At 73.4% G+C, this 16,124-nt stretch carries 16 protein-coding genes; 8 read left to right on the top strand and 8 right to left on the bottom strand.

Annotated features, from left to right (window positions below):
* Positions 1-50: 50 nt before the first annotated feature.
* From ACFQRF_RS11055 to ACFQRF_RS11045, 3 genes are all read right to left on the bottom strand, one after another.
* Positions 51-1,220 (bottom strand): NAD-dependent formate dehydrogenase, encoded by a 1,170-nt coding sequence (locus ACFQRF_RS11055; protein WP_379870929.1) that lies wholly within the window; start codon positions 1,218-1,220, stop codon positions 51-53.
* Between the two features lie 112 nt (positions 1,221-1,332).
* The gene (locus tag ACFQRF_RS11050; RefSeq protein WP_379870928.1) at positions 1,333-2,262 is read right to left on the bottom strand and encodes a LysR family transcriptional regulator; all 930 of its coding nucleotides are present in this window, start codon (positions 2,260-2,262) and stop codon (positions 1,333-1,335) included.
* 176 nt (positions 2,263-2,438) lie between these two features.
* On the bottom strand, positions 2,439-2,618 hold the full coding sequence (locus ACFQRF_RS11045) for a hypothetical protein (protein WP_379870927.1): 180 nt from the start codon (positions 2,616-2,618) through the stop codon (positions 2,439-2,441).
* Positions 2,619-2,945: 327 nt separating this feature from the next.
* Here ACFQRF_RS11045 and ACFQRF_RS11040 point away from each other — a divergent pair, with 327 nt between their 5' ends.
* From ACFQRF_RS11040 to ACFQRF_RS11030, 3 genes are all read left to right on the top strand, one after another.
* Positions 2,946-3,872 (top strand): helix-turn-helix transcriptional regulator, encoded by a 927-nt coding sequence (locus tag ACFQRF_RS11040; RefSeq protein ID WP_379870926.1) that lies wholly within the window; start codon positions 2,946-2,948, stop codon positions 3,870-3,872.
* Between the two features lie 8 nt (positions 3,873-3,880).
* A complete protein-coding gene (locus ACFQRF_RS11035; protein WP_379870925.1) occupies positions 3,881-4,279 on the top strand; it encodes a (R)-mandelonitrile lyase in 399 nt (132 codons plus the stop codon).
* A gap of 91 nt (positions 4,280-4,370) precedes the next feature.
* Complete coding sequence (locus tag ACFQRF_RS11030; protein ID WP_379870924.1) at positions 4,371-5,357, top strand: aldo/keto reductase; 987 nt, start codon at positions 4,371-4,373, stop codon at positions 5,355-5,357.
* Positions 5,358-5,445: 88 nt separating this feature from the next.
* On the opposite strand, the gene ACFQRF_RS11025 is transcribed toward ACFQRF_RS11030, so the two are convergent.
* Both ACFQRF_RS11025 and ACFQRF_RS11020 read right to left on the bottom strand, forming a co-directional pair.
* Positions 5,446-6,357 carry an alpha/beta fold hydrolase gene (locus ACFQRF_RS11025; protein WP_379870923.1) on the bottom strand — a complete coding sequence of 304 codons (912 nt, stop codon included), beginning with the start codon at positions 6,355-6,357 and terminating at the stop codon, positions 5,446-5,448.
* A 98-nt stretch (positions 6,358-6,455) separates the two neighbouring features.
* The gene (locus ACFQRF_RS11020) at positions 6,456-7,061 is read right to left on the bottom strand and encodes a GNAT family N-acetyltransferase (RefSeq protein ID WP_379870922.1); all 606 of its coding nucleotides are present in this window, start codon (positions 7,059-7,061) and stop codon (positions 6,456-6,458) included.
* Positions 7,062-7,194: 133 nt separating this feature from the next.
* Between ACFQRF_RS11020 and ACFQRF_RS11015 the strand changes: the two genes are divergently transcribed.
* Positions 7,195-8,157, top strand: a complete 963-nt coding sequence (locus tag ACFQRF_RS11015; protein WP_379870921.1) for a GntR family transcriptional regulator — start codon at positions 7,195-7,197, stop codon at positions 8,155-8,157.
* Positions 8,158-8,221: 64 nt separating this feature from the next.
* On the opposite strand, the gene ACFQRF_RS11010 is transcribed toward ACFQRF_RS11015, so the two are convergent.
* The gene (locus ACFQRF_RS11010) at positions 8,222-9,430 is read right to left on the bottom strand and encodes a cytochrome P450 family protein (RefSeq protein ID WP_379870920.1); all 1,209 of its coding nucleotides are present in this window, start codon (positions 9,428-9,430) and stop codon (positions 8,222-8,224) included.
* A 301-nt stretch (positions 9,431-9,731) separates the two neighbouring features.
* Between ACFQRF_RS11010 and ACFQRF_RS11005 the strand changes: the two genes are divergently transcribed.
* Positions 9,732-9,941, top strand: coding sequence for a hypothetical protein (locus ACFQRF_RS11005; RefSeq protein ID WP_379870919.1), 210 nt, complete (start codon positions 9,732-9,734; stop codon positions 9,939-9,941).
* Positions 9,942-10,056: 115 nt separating this feature from the next.
* On the opposite strand, the gene ACFQRF_RS11000 is transcribed toward ACFQRF_RS11005, so the two are convergent.
* Positions 10,057-10,545 (bottom strand): hypothetical protein, encoded by a 489-nt coding sequence (locus tag ACFQRF_RS11000; protein ID WP_379870918.1) that lies wholly within the window; start codon positions 10,543-10,545, stop codon positions 10,057-10,059.
* 83 nt (positions 10,546-10,628) lie between these two features.
* Positions 10,629-11,546, bottom strand: a complete 918-nt coding sequence (locus ACFQRF_RS10995) for a LysR family transcriptional regulator (protein ID WP_379870917.1) — start codon at positions 11,544-11,546, stop codon at positions 10,629-10,631.
* Positions 11,547-11,701: 155 nt separating this feature from the next.
* Here ACFQRF_RS10995 and ACFQRF_RS10990 point away from each other — a divergent pair, with 155 nt between their 5' ends.
* From ACFQRF_RS10990 to ACFQRF_RS10980, 3 genes are read left to right on the top strand one after another with little or no spacing between them, the layout of a single operon-like run.
* Positions 11,702-12,826 carry a PrpF domain-containing protein gene (locus ACFQRF_RS10990; protein ID WP_379870916.1) on the top strand — a complete coding sequence of 375 codons (1,125 nt, stop codon included), beginning with the start codon at positions 11,702-11,704 and terminating at the stop codon, positions 12,824-12,826.
* Entirely contained in the window at positions 12,823-13,995 is a 1,173-nt protein-coding gene (locus tag ACFQRF_RS10985) for a hypothetical protein (RefSeq protein ID WP_379870915.1), read from the top strand. The genes ACFQRF_RS10990 and ACFQRF_RS10985 overlap by 4 nt, the downstream gene beginning before the upstream one ends.
* Positions 13,996-14,001: 6 nt before the next feature.
* On the top strand, positions 14,002-16,095 hold the full coding sequence (locus tag ACFQRF_RS10980) for a tripartite tricarboxylate transporter permease (RefSeq protein ID WP_379870914.1): 2,094 nt from the start codon (positions 14,002-14,004) through the stop codon (positions 16,093-16,095).
* The last annotated feature ends 29 nt before the right edge of the window (positions 16,096-16,124 follow it).

The raw sequence follows: 16,124 nt of genomic DNA, 5'->3' as shown, positions 1-16,124 counted from the left end.
AACCGGCCCCGGCGACGACTGCCGGGGCCGGTCTCGGCGTGGCGCTCGGGTTACGCCTGCGGGCCCGACGTGGAGTAGGAGTGCGCCCCGGTCCCGGCGAGCTTGCCGCCGTCCACGATGAGGTACTCCTCCCTGATCGCGGAGCCGGCGAACCAGGATTCCAGGATCTCCCGGGTCCCGGCGGCGTATCTGGCCTGGGCGGACAGCGACGAGCCGGAGATGTGCGGCGTCATGCCGTGGTGCGGCATGGTCCGCCACGGGTGGTCGGCCGGGGCCGGCTGGGGGAACCACACGTCGCCGGCGTACCCGGCGAGCCGGCCGCTCTCCAGCGCCCGGACGACGGCGTCGCGGTCGGCGATACGGGCGCGGGCGGTGTTGATGAGGTAGCTGCCGCGCTTCATGGTGGCGAGCAGCCGGTCGCCGAACAGGCCCTCGGTCTCCGGATGCAGCGGGGCGTTGATGGTCACCACGTCACAGGCCGGGACCATGTCCTCGGCGCTGGGGTGGAACGTCAGGCCGAGCTCCTGCTCCACCTCGGCCGGCAGGCGGTGCCGGTCGGTGTAGTGCAGGTGCACGTCGAAGGGGGCGAGCCGGCGCAGCACGGCGAGGCCGATCCGGCCGGCGGCGACGCTGCCGACGTGCATTCCCTCCAGGTCGTAGGAGCGCGCGACCGCGTCGGCGATGTTCCAGCCGCCGTCCCGGACGATCTGGTGCGCCGGCAGGTAGTTGCGGACCAGCGACAGGATCATCATCACGACGTGCTCGGCGACGGAGATGCTGTTGCAGTAGGTCACCTCGGCGACGGTGACGCCGTGCCGGATGGCGGCGTCGAGGTCGACGTGGTCGGAGCCGATGCCGGCGGTGATGGCGAGTTTCAGCCGGCTCGCCCGCTCGATGCGTTCGGCCGTGAGATAGGCGGGCCAGAACGGCTGGGAGATGACGATGTCGGCGTCGGGAAGTTCACGCTCGAAGACCGAGTCGGGACCGTCCTTGTCCGAGGTGACGACGAGGGTGTGGCCCTGGTCCTCCAGGAAACGGCGCAGGCCGAGCTCGCCGGAGACGCTGCCGAGCAGCTGCCCGGGGGTGAAGTCGATGCCGCGGGGGGTCGGCAGGGTCTGTCCGCCCGGGTACGACGCGATGTGCGGCAGGTCGTCGCGCGCGTAGGAGGCCGGGTGACCGGAGACAGGGTCGTCGTAGAGGACGCACAGCACCTTCGCCATGATGAGACTCCAAAGCTCATGCCGGACAGGGCGCTTCGAGCTTCTCCTCGCACGTTACCGCAGGTCAAAGGGAAAGCTTCTATGACGGGATAGCCGCCGCCTATGACGGCGGTCACGCGCCGGCCAGGTAGCGGTACAGGAGCCGTTCGAGCTCGCCGCGCACGTCGGTCTCCCGCGTGACGGCCAGCAGCGCCGCGACCAGCGGCGGTTCGGGACGGCGGTCGGCCACGACGAGCCCGATCCGCGGGAACCGCGCGGGGTCGGTCATCCGCACCACCCGCATGCCCTCGGGGACTCCGAACATGTGCAGCCAGGCGTGGGCGATCACGCTGGACCACCGGTGGGTGGCCACGTGGGCGTAGAGCGCGGAGACGGTATCGGTCTCGATCGCGGGCACCACGGTGGCGCCGGCGTCGGCGAAGAACCGGTCGAGGATTCGCCGGTTGCGCATCTGCGGCGCCAGCAGGCACAGCGGGAGGGCGGCGGCCTCGGCCCAGTGCGCGGTTCGGCGGTCGGCCAGCGGGGAGTCGTTGGGGGTGAGCAGCAGGTACCGCTCCTCGTACAGCGGGACGGCCCGCAGGCCGGGCGGCGTCTCCTCGTCCACGTAGGTGATCGCGGCGTCCAGTTCGAACTCCGCGAGCCGGTGCGCGATCCGGCTGGACGACAGCGACTCCAGCGTCACCCGGGCGTGCGGGTGACGGTCGCAGAACGGGCTGGTCAGCAGGGAGGCCGCGGTGAGGGCGGTCGGGATGGCGCCCAGACGCAGCACGCCGGACAGCCCGCCGCGCATGGCGGAGAGGTCCTGGCGGAGTCCGTCGCACTCGGCGAGGATGCGGTGCGCCCACTGCAGCACGCGCTCGCCCTCGGGGGTGAGTCCGGCGTACCTGCGCCCTCTGTGGACGATCGGCACGCCGAGTTCGCCTTCCAGCCTGCGGATGCCCGCCGACAACGACGGCTGGGACACGTGGCAGGCGTCGGCGGCGCGCGCGAAGTGCCGCTCGCGGGCCAACGCCACCAGATACTCCAATTGGCGCAACAGCACGGTCCAGCATGCCCCACCCACCGCGGCCGTGTCATGCCGCCGGGAGGCGGGCACCGGAACGGGACCGCCCCCGCTCGATCGGGGGAGCGGGGGCGGCCGTCAGGGGCTCAGCACGTCAGCGGGCGCGGCTCCCCGAGTCCGGCGGAGCGGCCGGTGACGTCTTCACCATGTGGGCGCTAGTTCCAGACGCTTCCGAATCCGGTGGCCCAGTCGTCTCCCACGCCGGCTCCCCAGCTGTCGCCCAGGCTGGTGCCCCAGTTGTCGCCCAGCGTGCCGTCCTCCGCCGCCTGGGCCGGCGCTCCGAACCCCAGAGCCGCGACGGCGATCCCCGCCACGACGATGGCCTTCTTCAGCATCCGCTCCCCCTTCACGGGTCGTTTCTCAGTACCGGGACGTGCGCACGCCCAGTCTCCCGGGGCCGCGGGCGCCCGTCGTTGGCGGAGAGTGGCCACTTTCTTGACGATGCGTGCCCGCGCGCGGACCTTGGTGCGCGCGAACGCCCAAGGACGACGTCCTGGCGGTGCCGCCGCAACCGTCCGGCGTGACACCGGCGAACCGGCGATCAGTGGGCCGGCCGCCAACGGTAACGAGCGCGCCCGGCCGCGTCACGGTGCGCAGCCCCCCGCGAGAGGGGTACTGGCAGGGCATCCCTCGCGGCGCCGTGCCCGCCTACCGTGGGGAACGTGGACAACCGCAGTGAAGTGCGCGAGTTCCTGACGACCCGCCGCGCGCGGCTCACTCCGCGGCACGTGGGGCTGCCCGCCGGGACCGATCGGCGGGTGCCCGGTCTGCGGCGCAGCGAGGTCGCGATACTCGCCGACCTGAGCATCGAGTACTACACGCGTCTGGAACGCGGGAACCTGGCGGGCGCTTCCGACCAGGTGCTCGACGCGCTCGCCCGCGCCCTCCGGCTGGACGACGCCGAGCGTTCGCACCTGTTCGACCTGGCGCGCGCGGCCGGCAACGCGCCGTCGCCCCGGCCGCGGCGACGCTCCTCGCGTGCCTGGACCGTACGGCCCGGCCTGCAGATGGCGCTCGACGCCGTCACCACCGGGCCGGCGTTCGTCCGCAACGGGCGGATGGACATCCTCGCCGCCAACCGGCTCGGGTACGCCTTCTACGCCGATGTCTTCGCCACCGCCGAGCGTCCCGGGAACCTGGCACGCTTCGCGTTCCTCGACCTGGAACGCTCTCAGCGGTTCTATCCCGACTGGGAGCCGGCCGCCGACGTCTGCGTGGCGATCCTGCGGACCGAGGCGGGCCGGGATCCGCACGACCGGGGACTCCACGACCTCATCGGGGAGCTGTCGACGCGCAGCGCGGAGTTCCGCACCCGCTGGGCGGCGCACAACGTGCGGCACCACGGAACCGGCTCCAAGGACTTCCACCACGACGTGGTCGGCGCCCTCACGCTCTCCTACGAGGGCATGGAGCTGACCGCCGAGCCCGGCCTCTCCTTCCTGATCTACACGGCGGAGCCGGGCTCGGAGTCCGAGGAACGGCTGCGGCTGCTGGCGAGCTGGGCGGCGGCCCAGGATCTGCCCGGCCATCCCGCGCTCCCGCCGGAGCGCGGCGGCGTCTCCGGCGCCGGTGCCCGACGAGACCACTAGGAGTTCGCATGCGGATCATCCCGAAACCGGCCACGGTCAAGAACCCGCCGGAGTTCTTCACCGGGGACGTATGGCTGGACGCGATCGCCGCACCCCAGGAGGGCGGGCAGCGGATGGTCGTGTCAAGGGTGCGCTTCGCGCCGGGCGCGCGCACCGCCTGGCATTCGCACGCCAGGGGCCAGACGCTCTACGTCACACAGGGCGTGGCGCTCGTCCAGTCGCGCGGCGGAGAGATCATCGAGCTCCACCCCGGGCAGACGATCTACACCCCGCCCGGTGAGGAGCACTGGCACGGCGCCACCCCGGACGACTTCATGGAGCATCTCGCGATGCTGGAGAACGCCGACGACCCGTCCGCCACGACCACCTGGCTGGAGCACGTCACCGACGAGGAGTACCGGCGCTGAGGCGGGGTCCGCGTCGCCGGGGACTCCGGCGCGGCAGCACCCGTAACGGCCGGGTTACCCGGCCGGCGCACGACATCGAGAGGGACACCTGATGCACACACGCACACTCGGTCAAGGGCTGGCCGTCTCCGCGGTCGGCCTGGGATGCATGGGCATGTCGCAGAGCTACGGACCCAACCCCGGTGACCGGCGGGACATGATCGGCGTGCTCCGTTCCGCCGTCGACCTGGGCGTCACCTTCTTCGACACCGCCGAGGTGTACGGCCCCTACGTCAACGAGGAACTCGTCGGCGAGGCGCTCGCCCCGTTGCGGGACGACGTCGTCATCGCCACGAAGTTCGGCTGGCGGATCGAGGACGGCCGCTCGGTGGGGCTCGACAGCCGCCCGGAGCAGATCAGGCGGGTGGCCGACGCCTCGCTGCGCCGGCTCGGCATCGACACGATCGACCTGTTCTACCAGCACCGGGTCGACCCGGAGGTCCCGATCGAGGAGGTGGCCGGTGCCGTCGGCGACCTCGTGCGGGCGGGCAAGGTGCGCCACTTCGGCCTCTCCGAGGCGTCGGCGGCCACGATCCGGCGGGCGCACGCCGTCCACCCGGTGACCGCGGTGCAGAGCGAGTACTCCCTGTGGACGCGCGACCCCGAACCGGAGGTGCTGCCCGCCTGCGCCGAGCTGGGCATCGGTTTCGTGCCCTTCAGCCCGCTCGGGAAGGGGTTCCTCACCGGGACGGTCGACGCGGGCACCGCGTTCGCCTCCGGTGACATCCGCGGCACGATCCCCCGTTTCAGCAGCGAGAACCGCGCGGCGAACCTGGAGCTGGTGGCGCACGTCACCCGGCTCGCCGAGGCGAAGGGCGCGACGCCCGGCCAGATCGCGCTCGCGTGGCTGCTCGCCCAGCACCCGTGGATCGTGCCGATCCCCGGTACGCGCCGCCGCGGCCGGCTCACCGAGAACGCCGCCGCCACCCGGGTGGCGCTCAGCGCGGACGAGCGGGCCGACCTCGACTCGCTGGCCGCCAGAGTGGGGGTCCGGGGCGATCGCTACGGCGCGGCGCACCTGGCGCTGGTCGGACGCTAGCGGCCGGAGGCCGCCCTCCTCGGCCCCCGTACCGGCGAGGAGGGCGGCCTGCGGCCCGCGCGCCGCGGCGCGCAGCCGCGTTCGCGGCTCAGCGGCCGGCGAGCTCGGCGAAGATCTCCACGAGTTCGGGCCGGTCGAACGGGCCGATGTGCGGTGCCGGGACGCTGCGCACGTCGGTGGGGTTGCCGGGGGTGAGGCGGTCGGCCTCCCTGATGAACCGGTCCTGCAGCGCGGGCGGGATCAGCCGGTCGCGGGTGAACCGCACGTACGTCCGGGGGATCCGGCCCCACGTGCCGGCTTGGCCGCGCGCCTCCGCCATGGGGATGCTGACGGGCTCGTCCGGCTCCAGCATGTTGAGCATCCGGCGCGCGCCCTCGTCGGTGAAGTCGCCGGCGAGGCATTCCTTGATGCCGCGGACCACCGCCGGGTCGGCCGAGCGCCAGTTGATCCTGTTCACCCCCAGGACCGCCGGATCGGCGACCGCCGCCGCCGTCACCTGGGCGACGAGGCTCTCGCCGTTCTCCGGTTCCGCGAGGTAGGCGACCATGTTCGGCAGGTCCACGCAGCAGTACGCCGCGACGTAGACGACCCGGTCGAGGAGTTCGGGAACGGCGTTGCCGACCCGGCTGACGGTGACGCCGCCCTGGCTCGCGCCGACGAGGATCACCGGCCCGTGGCGGCGGGCGCGGCGGACGACGCCCACCACGCGTTCCACGTAGTCGTCGATGGTCAGCCCGGCCAGCGGCGACGGCTCGGCCGCCAGCCCGGCCGGGTCCTGCGGGGCCTGGTAGGCGCTGGGGAAGAACCCTTCGTCGCCGTGTCCCGGAAGGTCGACGGCCACGCATCGGTGGCCGCGCAGGGTGAGTTCGCGGACCAGCCCCAGCCACGCGGACGAGGACGAATTGGTGCCGTGGACGAAGACCAGGGTCGGCGGTCGCCCGTCACCGTGGCCGCCGTCGTGGGCGGGGGCGGTTCCGGTGCCGCTCGGCGTCGTTGTCATCGGTGTCATCTCCTTGTCTTCCCGGCCGCTGCCGGGTGGGTGGTACCGCCGGCCCGGAACGGGCCGGCGGGAGGGGTGCGGCGGTGGGCCGCCGGCGGTCAGCCACGGGGGCGGCGCCACATCGGCCACAGGGGCGGGCCGCCGGCCACGCGAACGGGTTCGCCGAGATCCTCGAACCCGTGGCGCAGGTAGAGCGCCCGGCTCCGGGGTGAACTCGCCTCCAGATACGCGGGGACGCGGTCGGCGTCCGCACGTTCCAGCCGGTGCCGCAGCAGCGCCGAGCCGAGCCCGGTGCCCCGCAGCTCACGGGCCACCCCCACGCAGGACAGGTAGAGGTGGGGTTCGCTGATGGGGTGGCGTTCGGCCAGCGCCCGGCCGAGAGCAGACAGTCGCGCGCCGCCCGCCCCGGAGGGCGGGGTCCCGCCCGTGCCCGGCCCGCCCGGAGGGTCCTCGTGGGGCGGCTGTCCCGCGCCCAGCGCCAGCCATACCGCCGCGCCCTCGGCACGGCCCGCCAGGTAGCTCTCCCCGGCGGGATGGGTGATCAGCGAACGGTAGAAGCGCGCCTGGAGGTCACCGCTCCCGTCCGGGAAGAGCCAGCGGGCGACGGGATCGTCCGTGAACGCCTGGGTGAGCACGTCCACCACCGTCCGCTGGTCCGCGTCCCCTGCGCGCCACACGGGTGCGTACGCCGTATTCGATGTCATGCGTACACCGTAGCCGTATCACCGCGCTTGTCCCTATAGATGGCGCCGGTGAAATCAAGAAAGTGCACTGGTACAGTTGAAAGCGACCTAGTACATTTTTGCGGCATCGCCACACCGAGGGACCGGAGGCCCCATGTCGACCGCCCAGCGACCGGATCCCCCCTACCGGCGGATCGTCGAGGAGATCCGGGCCCGGATCCTGGCCGGTGAACTGCGGCCGGGCGAACGTATGCCGTCCATCCGGCAGATCGCGCAACGGTGGGGCGTGGCCATCGCCACCGCGACCAGGGCGATGGCGACCCTGCGCGACGAGGGCCTGGTCGAGGCCAAGGTCGGCTCCGGAACGGTGGTCAGCGCCCGCGCGGGCCGGCAGCGCCCGCCCGGCCCGGCCGTGTCGCCGCCACCGCGGCACACCGGCGCCCCCAGGCAGGCGCTGAACCGGGAGCACGTCCTGCGCACCGCCATCGCGATCGCCGACGGCGAAGGACTCGACGCCGTGTCCATGCGGCGCCTCGCGGCCGAACTCGGCGCCGGCCCGATGTCGCTGTACCGGCATGTGGCGAACAAGGACGAGCTGGTGGCGCAGATGGTCGACGCGGCCTTCGGCGAACCGGAGCTCCCCACCCCCGGGCCGGACGGGTGGCGCGCCAAGCTCGAACTGGTCTCCCGCCGGCAGTGGGAGCTGTGCCGGCGGCACCCCTGGCTGCCCAGGGCCGTCTCGTTCACCCGGCCGTTGCTGATGCCGAACCTGACCGCGTACACCGAGTGGACCCTGCGGGCGCTCGACGGGCTCGGGCTGCCCATGACGATCCGGATCCGCGAGGCGCTCACGCTGCACGGGCTGGTCATGACCGTGGCGCTGTCCCTGGCCGCCGAGGTGGAGGCGGAACAGGAGACCGGTGTGACGCTCGACCGGTGGTGGCTGGCACAGCGGCGGCGTGCCGACGAACTCCTCGCCGATGGCCGGTTTCCCCTGCTGGCGGCGATTCCGGAGGGGACGGTCGCCGACCTGGACGGGCTGTTCGAGTACGGCCTCGCGCGTCACCTCGACGGTTTCGCCGCCCTGGTGGAGGGCCGGTCCCGGACCGGGCCGTGAGGGCGGCGTCCCCGCGCCGTGCCCGCCTCCCCCGCACGGCCACGGCGGGCACGGCGGCGGCGCGTCACCCCCGCACGGCGGCACCGGGAACGCGGGCCGGTCCCGGGCGCACCGGAAGGGCGGCCAGGCCGCGGACCAGCAGGCTGGAACGCCAGGAGAGCGCGGCCGGGTCGACGTCCAGGGCCAGATCGGGGTGGCGCTCCAGCAGGGAGCGCAGGGCGACGCGGCCCTCCAGGCGGGCCAGCGGCGCGCCCAGGCAGAAGTGGACGCCATGGCCGAACGCCAGGTGCCCGCCGTGCGGGCGGCGGATGTCGAAGTCGTCTCCGCCGGGGAACCGGTCCGGGTCGCGGTCGGCGGAGCCGAGGACGACGAGGACCGTCTCGCCCCCCGCCGGGATGGTGACGCCGCCGATCTCGACGGGTTCGAGGGTGAAACGCGAGGTGGCGTTCTGGACGGGACCGTCGTAGCGCAGCGTCTCCTCGATCGCGCCGTCCAGCAGGGACCAGTCGGCGGTGAGCGCGGCCAGTTGCTCCGGGTGGGTGAGCAGCGCGAGGACCCCGTTGGCGATCAGGTTGACGGTCGTCTCGTGGCCGGCGACGAGCAGCAGGAACGCCATCGCGCGCAGTTCGGTGCGGGAGAGGCGGTCGCCGTCCTCGTCCGTGGTGCGGATCAGCGCGCTGAACAGGTCGTCTCCGGGCTCCGTGGACTTGCGGTCGATCAGCTCGTCGAGGTAGTCGCGCATCGGCACCGCCGCGGCCTGCCGGGACGCGACACCATTGCTCGGGGCGAGCATCGCGTTGGACATGGCGCGAAAGGCCACCCGGTCCAGCGACGGGACGCCCAGGAGTTCACAGATGACCGTGATCGGGAGGGGAAAGGCGAACGCGTCCACGAGGTCGATGCTCCCGGACGTGGGCAACGCGGCCAGCAGTTCGTCGGTGATCTCCTGGACGCGGGGGCGCAGCGCCTCGACCCGCCGCGTGGTGAACTCGCGCGCGACGAGCCGGCGCAGCCGGGTGTGCTGGGGCGGGTCGGTGGTGAGCATGTGGTCGCCCATCACCCCCTCGATCTCACTGCCGCTGGCCCGCTGCCAGCTCTTCGAGAGCCGGGGATCGGCCAGGGCCGCCCGCGCCTCCTCGTACCCGACGACGAGCCACACCTCCTCCCCTCTGGGAAGCCGGACCCGGTGCACGGGACCCTTCGCTCGTAGTTCGGCGTAAACGGAGTAGGGGTCGGTGAAGAACGCCGCGCCGTACGTACCCAGGTCGATCATGACGCTGCCAGCTCCTGTTCGGCTCTTCGGCACCGCCCGTGGGAGGGGGCTCCGAGGGTGACGGCCGCAACATGCCCCGCATTGTCCCGGGATATGCCGGTCACCTGACGAACTATCGCGGCGGCCGGTCGCGCCGGCCGCGCCGCTGTCCGGCCGGCGCACGTCGGACCGCGTCCGCGACCGTGCCCGGTACGGGAGGCGCGCATGTCCGTCTCCGGCCATGTGCCGGATTCGGTCACGGAGCGTGGCCGGAATCGGGCATTGTTGCGGGCGAACCTTGCTACCGACCACTGGAGGCGGCGTGTCCTTCGAGGACGTGACCATCGACGAGCTCGCGACCAGAGCCCTGCAGGCCCAGGAGAACGGCGACCACCAGGCCGCCGCCGTGTTCGCCCAGCTCGCACACGCCAAAGCCGTTGACCTGTTCGCGCGCGACATCCACCGGAGCACCCAGGGACTGCACGAGGCGGCGTCGCTGTTCTCGACGGCGGCCCGCCGGATGCGGGCGTAGCCACGGCACCCCGGCCGGTGGCGGCGGGACGGATCCGGAGAGTGACCGGCACCGGACCGCTCCCGGCGGCCGGCGCGGCCGGTCCCGCTCCGGGGCGGGACCGGGTGTGCCGGAGCTAGGAGTACTTCAGGGCGTGCTCGTTGGCGCCGGAGCTGAAGCGCAGCGGCTTGGGGCCCCGGACCCCGTGCTCGGTGCGCCAGAGGGCCACGAACAGCACCCCGCCGAACAGCCCGAACCCGAAGCCGGCGATCAGCACGCCGATGACCGCGAACGCCGGCCCGGGAGTGGGAGAGCCGACGACCCGGCCGACCAGCGGCCCCGCGCTCACGCTGGTCGCGACGAGGACCACCGCCGCCAGGCAGGCGAGCGCCGCCCACATCCGCCGCCGGAGCCGGGTCGCCGGGGCGCTCCGCACCGCGTAGCGCACCGTCTCCCCGCAGATGGCGCACTCCAGCCCGCCCGAGACGGCGCCGGTGGCGGGCCGCCGGACCCGAAGCCGGGCACCGGCCTCTTCGAAGGTGTGCAGGGTCCCCTGCCACTGCCACTCGCTGTCGGTGTGGTGGACGACCTGCACGAACACGTCCGGATCGATGGAACGCCCCATGTTGCCCCCAACTGCCGCTCCTGGCGGAAGGTAACGGCGGACTGCTCCTGCGTCAACAGAGCTCGGCGGCCATCCGCGGCCGGCTAGCCGTCCGACGACCGCTGGTACGCGTGGGCGACCTCCCGCAGGACGCGCAGCATCTCGTTCTCGCTCGGCGCGCTCACCCGGTCCACGCGGCGCGCGACGAGGATCCGGCGCGCCGGTGCGGTGCTACCGAGCGAGATGACCCGGACGTCGGGGTTGCGGTTGGCGACGGCGGTGCGCGGGGCCAGCGCGATCCCCAGCCCGACGCTGACCATGGCCTGGGCCTCCTGGTAGTCGTTGGCGTGGAAGGCGATCCGCGGTTTGAACCCCGCCAGGCGGCAGCTTCGTTCCAGCACCTCGGCGACCGGGTGATCGGGCTCCCGGACGATCCAATCCTCGTCGGCGAGCTCGGCCATCGTCACCGTCCGCTGACCGGCGACGCGGTGGTCGGCCGAGACGACGAGCACCGTCGGGTCCTCCAGCAGGTCGGTCAGCTCGACGTCCTCCGCGCGCAGCCGGCTCCACTCGTAGTCCCACAGCAGGGACAGCCCCACCTCGCCGCTGGTGAGCATCCTCATGAGCCGGTCCAACCGCGCGCTGTGCACGCTGAGCCGGATGCGCGGATGCCGGGACCGGAACTGGCGCACGGCCAGCGGCAGCAGCGAACTTCCGGCGGTGGGGAACGTACCGATCGCCAACCGGCCGCGCCGCACCCCGGCCACCTCGGCCAGGTCCGACTCCGCCGCGGCCAACTGCGTCTGGATCCGGCGGGCGTGCGCGGCGAGCACCGCGCCCGCGTCGGTCGGGGTGACCCCGCGCGCCAGCCGGTTGAGCAGCGGCTGCCCGACCTCGCTCTCCAGCCGGCGCAACTGCTGGGAGACCGCGGACGGGGTGTAGTTCAGCTCGCCCGCCGCCGCCGTGACCGAGCCGGTTTCGATCACTTTCGCGAGCAGTATGAGCCGCCGGACGTCCAGCATCGCAGCTCCCTCTTAAGCATTCCTACATGGTCGTGAAGACATTAGTGATGGTGCTTCACGCACCTCGCCCCCCATCATCGTGCTGCACGCCACATGATCAGCATGACGTGCGTCACACGGCGCCGCGCGCGCCTTCACGACCTGGGAGGAAGTCCATGCCACGGATCGCGTCCACATGGATGCGGGGCGGAACCAGCAAGTGCTGGGTCTTCGACCGGGAGGATCTCGCCGCCGCGGACCGGCCGGTCGACGAGGTGCTCCTGCGCCTCTTCGGCAGCCCCGACCCCCGTCAGGTGGACGGCGTCGGCGGCGGCACGTCGACCACGAGCAAGGCCGTCATCCTGGCCCGCGCCGAGGAGGACGACGCCGACGTCGCCTACACGTTCGCGCAGGTCGGCATCGACCAGCCGGTGGTGGACTGGGGCAGCAACTGCGGCAACTGCTCGGCGGTCGTCGGCCCCTACGCGGTGCTGCGCGGCTGGGTCGCCCCCAGGCCCGGCTCCACGACGGTGCGGGTGCGCAACACCAACACCGGCCAGCTCATCGTGCTGCAGGTGCCGACCCCGGACGGCGTCCTCGACGAGCGGGGAACCGCGCGGATCCCGGGAGTGCCGTTCGCCGGCATACCGGTGCGGATGTGGTTCGTGGACCCGGCCGGCCGGACGACCGGCAAGCTCTTCCCCACGGGCGCGGTCATAGACGAGTTCCCCGACGGCGACGGCACGCTCCCGGTGACCATCGTGGACGCCGGCGCGCCGCTCGTCGTCGTCTCGGCCCGGTCGGTCGGGCTGACCGGCACGGAGACGCCCGCCGAACTCGACGCGCGCGCCGACCTGGCGGCCCGGTTGGAGGACCTGCGGCGCCGGGCCGCGGTGGCGATCGGCCTGGCCCCGACCCCGCAGGCCGCCGAGCGCGCCGTCCCCAAGATCGCGCTGGTCGCCGCGCCCACCGACGACGGCGCCGACCTGGTGGTGCGCATGCTCTCGATGGGGCGCGCGCACCCGGCCGTCGCCATCACCGGCAGCGTCGCGCTGACCCTCGCCGCGCGCACCCCGGACACGGTCGTCTCCCACCTGGTGGGGACCCGCACGGACGACGACCTGCGGCTGGCCACCCCCGCCGGCACGGTCGCGACCCGGACGGGGGAGCACGACGGCCGGCTCGCCGTCGCCGTCACCCGCACGGTCCGCCGCCTCGCCGAGGCCAGCCTCGTGCTCCCCGACGCCGAGCCGGCGATGGACCCGGTCGGCGCCGTCCCAGGGGAGGTGGCGACCAGATGAGCGACGTCCTCGATCGCCACCCCGTCCAGGCGCCCGCCGACCCACCGCCCCCGAAGCCGCGGACCGCGTTCGCGGTCATGGGCGGCTTCTCCGTCTTGGCCGTGGTCGCCGCGCTGGCCGGCGGCGAACTGTTCGGCGGCCGCGTCGCCACCGTCGACGGCGACTTCTCCGACGCCACCGTGGAGGTCGTCATCCCCCTCGCCGAGGGCGGCGGCACCGACACCTGGGCACGCTTCGTCGGGCAGGAACTGCTGCGCACCGTCCCGGGCGAGCCCGGGTTCGCGCCGGTCAACGACGGCGGCGGCGAGGGCATCACCGCGACGAACGACTTCGCCCGCTCCGCGCCCGCCGACGGCACCGAGGTCCTGGTGAGCACCGCGACCACGGTCGTGCCCTGGGTCCTGGGCCGCTCGGAGGTCGACTACGACTTCACCCGACTGACCCCGGTCGTCGTGAACGGCACCGGTGGGGCGATCTACGGCCGCGCCGGGGCCGGGCTCGACGGAGTCGAGGACCTGATGGAGCGCGGCCAGCCGCTGCGGTTCGGCGGCATCAGCCCCACGGGGCTGGACCTGACCACCATGGTCGCCTTCGACCTGCTGGACGTGGACGTGACCGCGATCTTCGGGTTCGAGGGGCGCGGACCGGTCAACCTCGCGCTGCAGCGCGGTGAGATCGACCTGGACTACCAGACCACGTCCGCCTGGGGTCCCGCCGTGCAGCCGCTGCTGGACGACGGCACGGCCGTGCCGCTGATGTCGCTGGGCCAGCTCGACGAGAACGGCGACGTGGTCCGCGACCCCAACTTCCCCGACCTGGCGACCGTGCCGGAGGTGTACGAGCAACTGCACGGGTCGGCGCCGGACGGCCCCGCGTTCGACGCCTACCGGACCATGCTCGGCCTGACCTACACCTACCAGAAGGCCATGTGGGTCCCCGGCGACACACCGGAACCGGCGGTGGCGGCGCTGCGCGGGGCCGCGCACGAACTGGGTGCGGACCCCGGGTTCCAGCGTGATGCCGCCGAGGTGCTGGGCGGCTACCCGCTGGAGGCCGGGGAGGACCTGCCCCAACGCACCCGCGACGCCTACGAGGTCGAGCCGGACGTCCGCGACTACCTGCTCGCGCTGCTGGCGAGCGACTACCAGGTCGACCTGGGTGAGGGGTGACGGGTCATGGGCGAAGCAGCACTGGCCGCGCTCATCTCGCTGGCCGACCCCTCCCTGCTGGTGATGCTCCTGGCAGGCGTCCTCGCCGGCCTCCTCATGGGCCTCATCCCCGGCCTCGGGGGCACCGGCGCCGTCGCCGTCCTCCTCCCGGTCACCTTCGGCATGGAGGCGCCGCAGGCGCTGGCGCTGCTCATCGGGGCGCTGGCCGTCGTCCACACCTCCGACACGGTGGCGGCCGTCCTGCTCGGAGCTCCGGGCTCGGCCTCGGCGAGCGTCACCATGCTCGACGGCTACGCCATGGCGCGCCGGGGGCAGGCCGCGCGGGCGCTCAGCCTGGCCTTCCTGTCGTCCATGGCCGGCGGCATCCTCGGCGCCGTCGGGCTGACGATCGCCATCCCCCTGGCCCGGCCGCTCGTGCTGTCCTTCGGCAGCCCGGAACTGTTCATGCTGACCGTGCTCGGCGTCGCGCTCGCCGCGGTGCTGTCGCGGGGCAATGTCGCCAAGGGCTTGGTCGCGGGCCTGCTCGGGCTGCTGCTGGGCATGGTCGGCACGTCCCCCACGACCGCGGAGTACCGGTTCACCTTCGGCAGCCTCTTCCTCGGCGACGGGCTCTCCCTGGTGGCGGTGGCGCTCGGCGTGTTCGGCCTGGCCGAGATCGCCTCCCGGGTCGGCCAGCGCGGCACCGGCCCGGAGCGGACCGTGCGCCTGGGCGGCGGCTGGCTGGCCGGCGTCCGCGAGTGGCTGCGGTACTGGTCGCACGTCCTGCGCGGCTCGCTCATCGGGATCTGGGCCGGCGTCCTGCCCGGCATCGGCGCCACCGCCGGCACCTGGCTCGCCTACGGGCAGGCGGTCGCCACCGCCAAGGACCGGCGCAAGTTCGGCAAGGGCGACCCGCGCGGCATCGTGGGGCCGGAGAGCGCGAACAACTCGGTCGAGGCCGGCGACCTCATCCCCACGCTGCTGTTCGGCATCCCTGGCGGGGTGCCCGCCGCGATGCTGCTCGGGATGCTGCTGACCTACGGGGTGCAGCCCGGCCCGGCGATCGTCACCGACCACCTGGACCTGATGTACCTCATCGTGTGGTCCTTCGCCATCGCCAGCGTGCTGGGAGCGCTGCTGTGCTTCCTCGGCACCCGATGGCTGGCCCGGATCACCGAGGTGCCGTTCGCGGTGCTCGGGCCCGGCCTCGTCGTCGTCATGCTGCTCGGCGCGTTCCAGGAGAGCGGCCAGCTCGGCGACCTGTGGGTCATGCTCGCGCTGGGCGTTCTGGGCTGGCTGCTCAAGGGGACCGGTTTCCCGCGCGCGCCGTTCCTCATCGGATTCGTCCTGGCGATCCCGCTGGAGCGGTACTACTTCCTCACCGACCAGGTGTACGACGGCCTGGACTGGGTGGGCCGGCCGTGGGTGCTCGTCTTCCTCGCCGTGCTCGCGCTGCCGGGCGTCACCGCCGCCGCGCGGGCCGTCCGCGCCCGGCGCTCCGGGGCGGGCGACGCCGCGTCCGGCGCGGCGGCCCTACAGGAGGAGGCGCCGCTCGCCGACTCCCCCTGGTCCCTGCTGACCGGAGTGGGCGCGCTCGCGGTGTTCGGCGCGGCGTTCGCGGCGGCGGGGTCCTACTCCGCAGACGCGCAGCTCGTGCCGCGGCTGGTGTGCGCGGCCGGTGCGCTCGCGGCGGCCTGGCTGGTGTTCCAGGAGTTGGCGCGGTTCCGCCGACGCCGCCGGGACGGGGCCGGCTCTCCCCCTCCGCCCCTGGTCTCTCCCCCGGCCGCGGACGCGGCGGCGGAAGAGGTGCCGGCGGAGGATGCGCCGACGCCGGCCGGGGAACCGGAGCCGGAGCGGGAGATGGTGCCGGTCGGCGCCGGGGCCTCGGCGGGCGTGGCGGTCGCCGGCCGGACGTTCGCCTGGATAGCGGCGTTCCTGGTCCTGGTCGCCTTGGGCGGTTACGTCGCGGCGCTGCTGCTGTTCGTCCCGGCGTTCCTGCTGTATGTCGCGCGGGTCCGCACCCGCACGGTCGTGCTGTACACGCTGACCGCGGCGGTGGTGGTCGGGGGGCTGCCGTCGCTGCTCCCGGTGCACCTGCCCGTCGGGTTGCTGCCCGGGTAGCACGACGGTCCGGACGGACTCCCGGGGGC

It is taken from the genome of Marinactinospora rubrisoli (genome assembly GCF_042664915.1).
Lineage (GTDB): Bacteria > Actinomycetota > Actinomycetes > Streptosporangiales > Streptosporangiaceae > Marinitenerispora > Marinitenerispora rubrisoli.
This window is presented reverse-complemented; position numbering and strand designations above follow the sequence as displayed.

Bases quoted from the DNA above. Each gene is read 5' to 3' on its own strand.
- ACFQRF_RS11055 (WP_379870929.1), bottom strand. From the start codon at position 1,220: ATGGCGAAGGTGCTGTGCGTCCTCTACGACGACCCTGTCTCCGGTCAC.
- ACFQRF_RS11045 (WP_379870927.1), bottom strand. From the start codon at position 2,618: ATGCTGAAGAAGGCCATCGTCGTGGCGGGGATCGCCGTCGCGGCTCTG.
- ACFQRF_RS11035 (WP_379870925.1), top strand. From the start codon at position 3,881: ATGCGGATCATCCCGAAACCGGCCACGGTCAAGAACCCGCCGGAGTTC.
- ACFQRF_RS11030 (WP_379870924.1), top strand. From the start codon at position 4,371: ATGCACACACGCACACTCGGTCAAGGGCTGGCCGTCTCCGCGGTCGGC.
- ACFQRF_RS11025 (WP_379870923.1), bottom strand. From the start codon at position 6,357: ATGACAACGACGCCGAGCGGCACCGGAACCGCCCCCGCCCACGACGGC.
- ACFQRF_RS11020 (WP_379870922.1), bottom strand. From the start codon at position 7,061: ATGACATCGAATACGGCGTACGCACCCGTGTGGCGCGCAGGGGACGCG.
- ACFQRF_RS11015 (WP_379870921.1), top strand. From the start codon at position 7,195: ATGTCGACCGCCCAGCGACCGGATCCCCCCTACCGGCGGATCGTCGAG.
- ACFQRF_RS11010 (WP_379870920.1), bottom strand. From the start codon at position 9,430: ATGATCGACCTGGGTACGTACGGCGCGGCGTTCTTCACCGACCCCTAC.
- ACFQRF_RS11000 (WP_379870918.1), bottom strand. From the start codon at position 10,545: ATGGGGCGTTCCATCGATCCGGACGTGTTCGTGCAGGTCGTCCACCAC.
- ACFQRF_RS10995 (WP_379870917.1), bottom strand. From the start codon at position 11,546: ATGCTGGACGTCCGGCGGCTCATACTGCTCGCGAAAGTGATCGAAACC.
- ACFQRF_RS10990 (WP_379870916.1), top strand. From the start codon at position 11,702: ATGCCACGGATCGCGTCCACATGGATGCGGGGCGGAACCAGCAAGTGC.
- ACFQRF_RS10985 (WP_379870915.1), top strand. From the start codon at position 12,823: ATGAGCGACGTCCTCGATCGCCACCCCGTCCAGGCGCCCGCCGACCCA.
- ACFQRF_RS10980 (WP_379870914.1), top strand. From the start codon at position 14,002: ATGGGCGAAGCAGCACTGGCCGCGCTCATCTCGCTGGCCGACCCCTCC.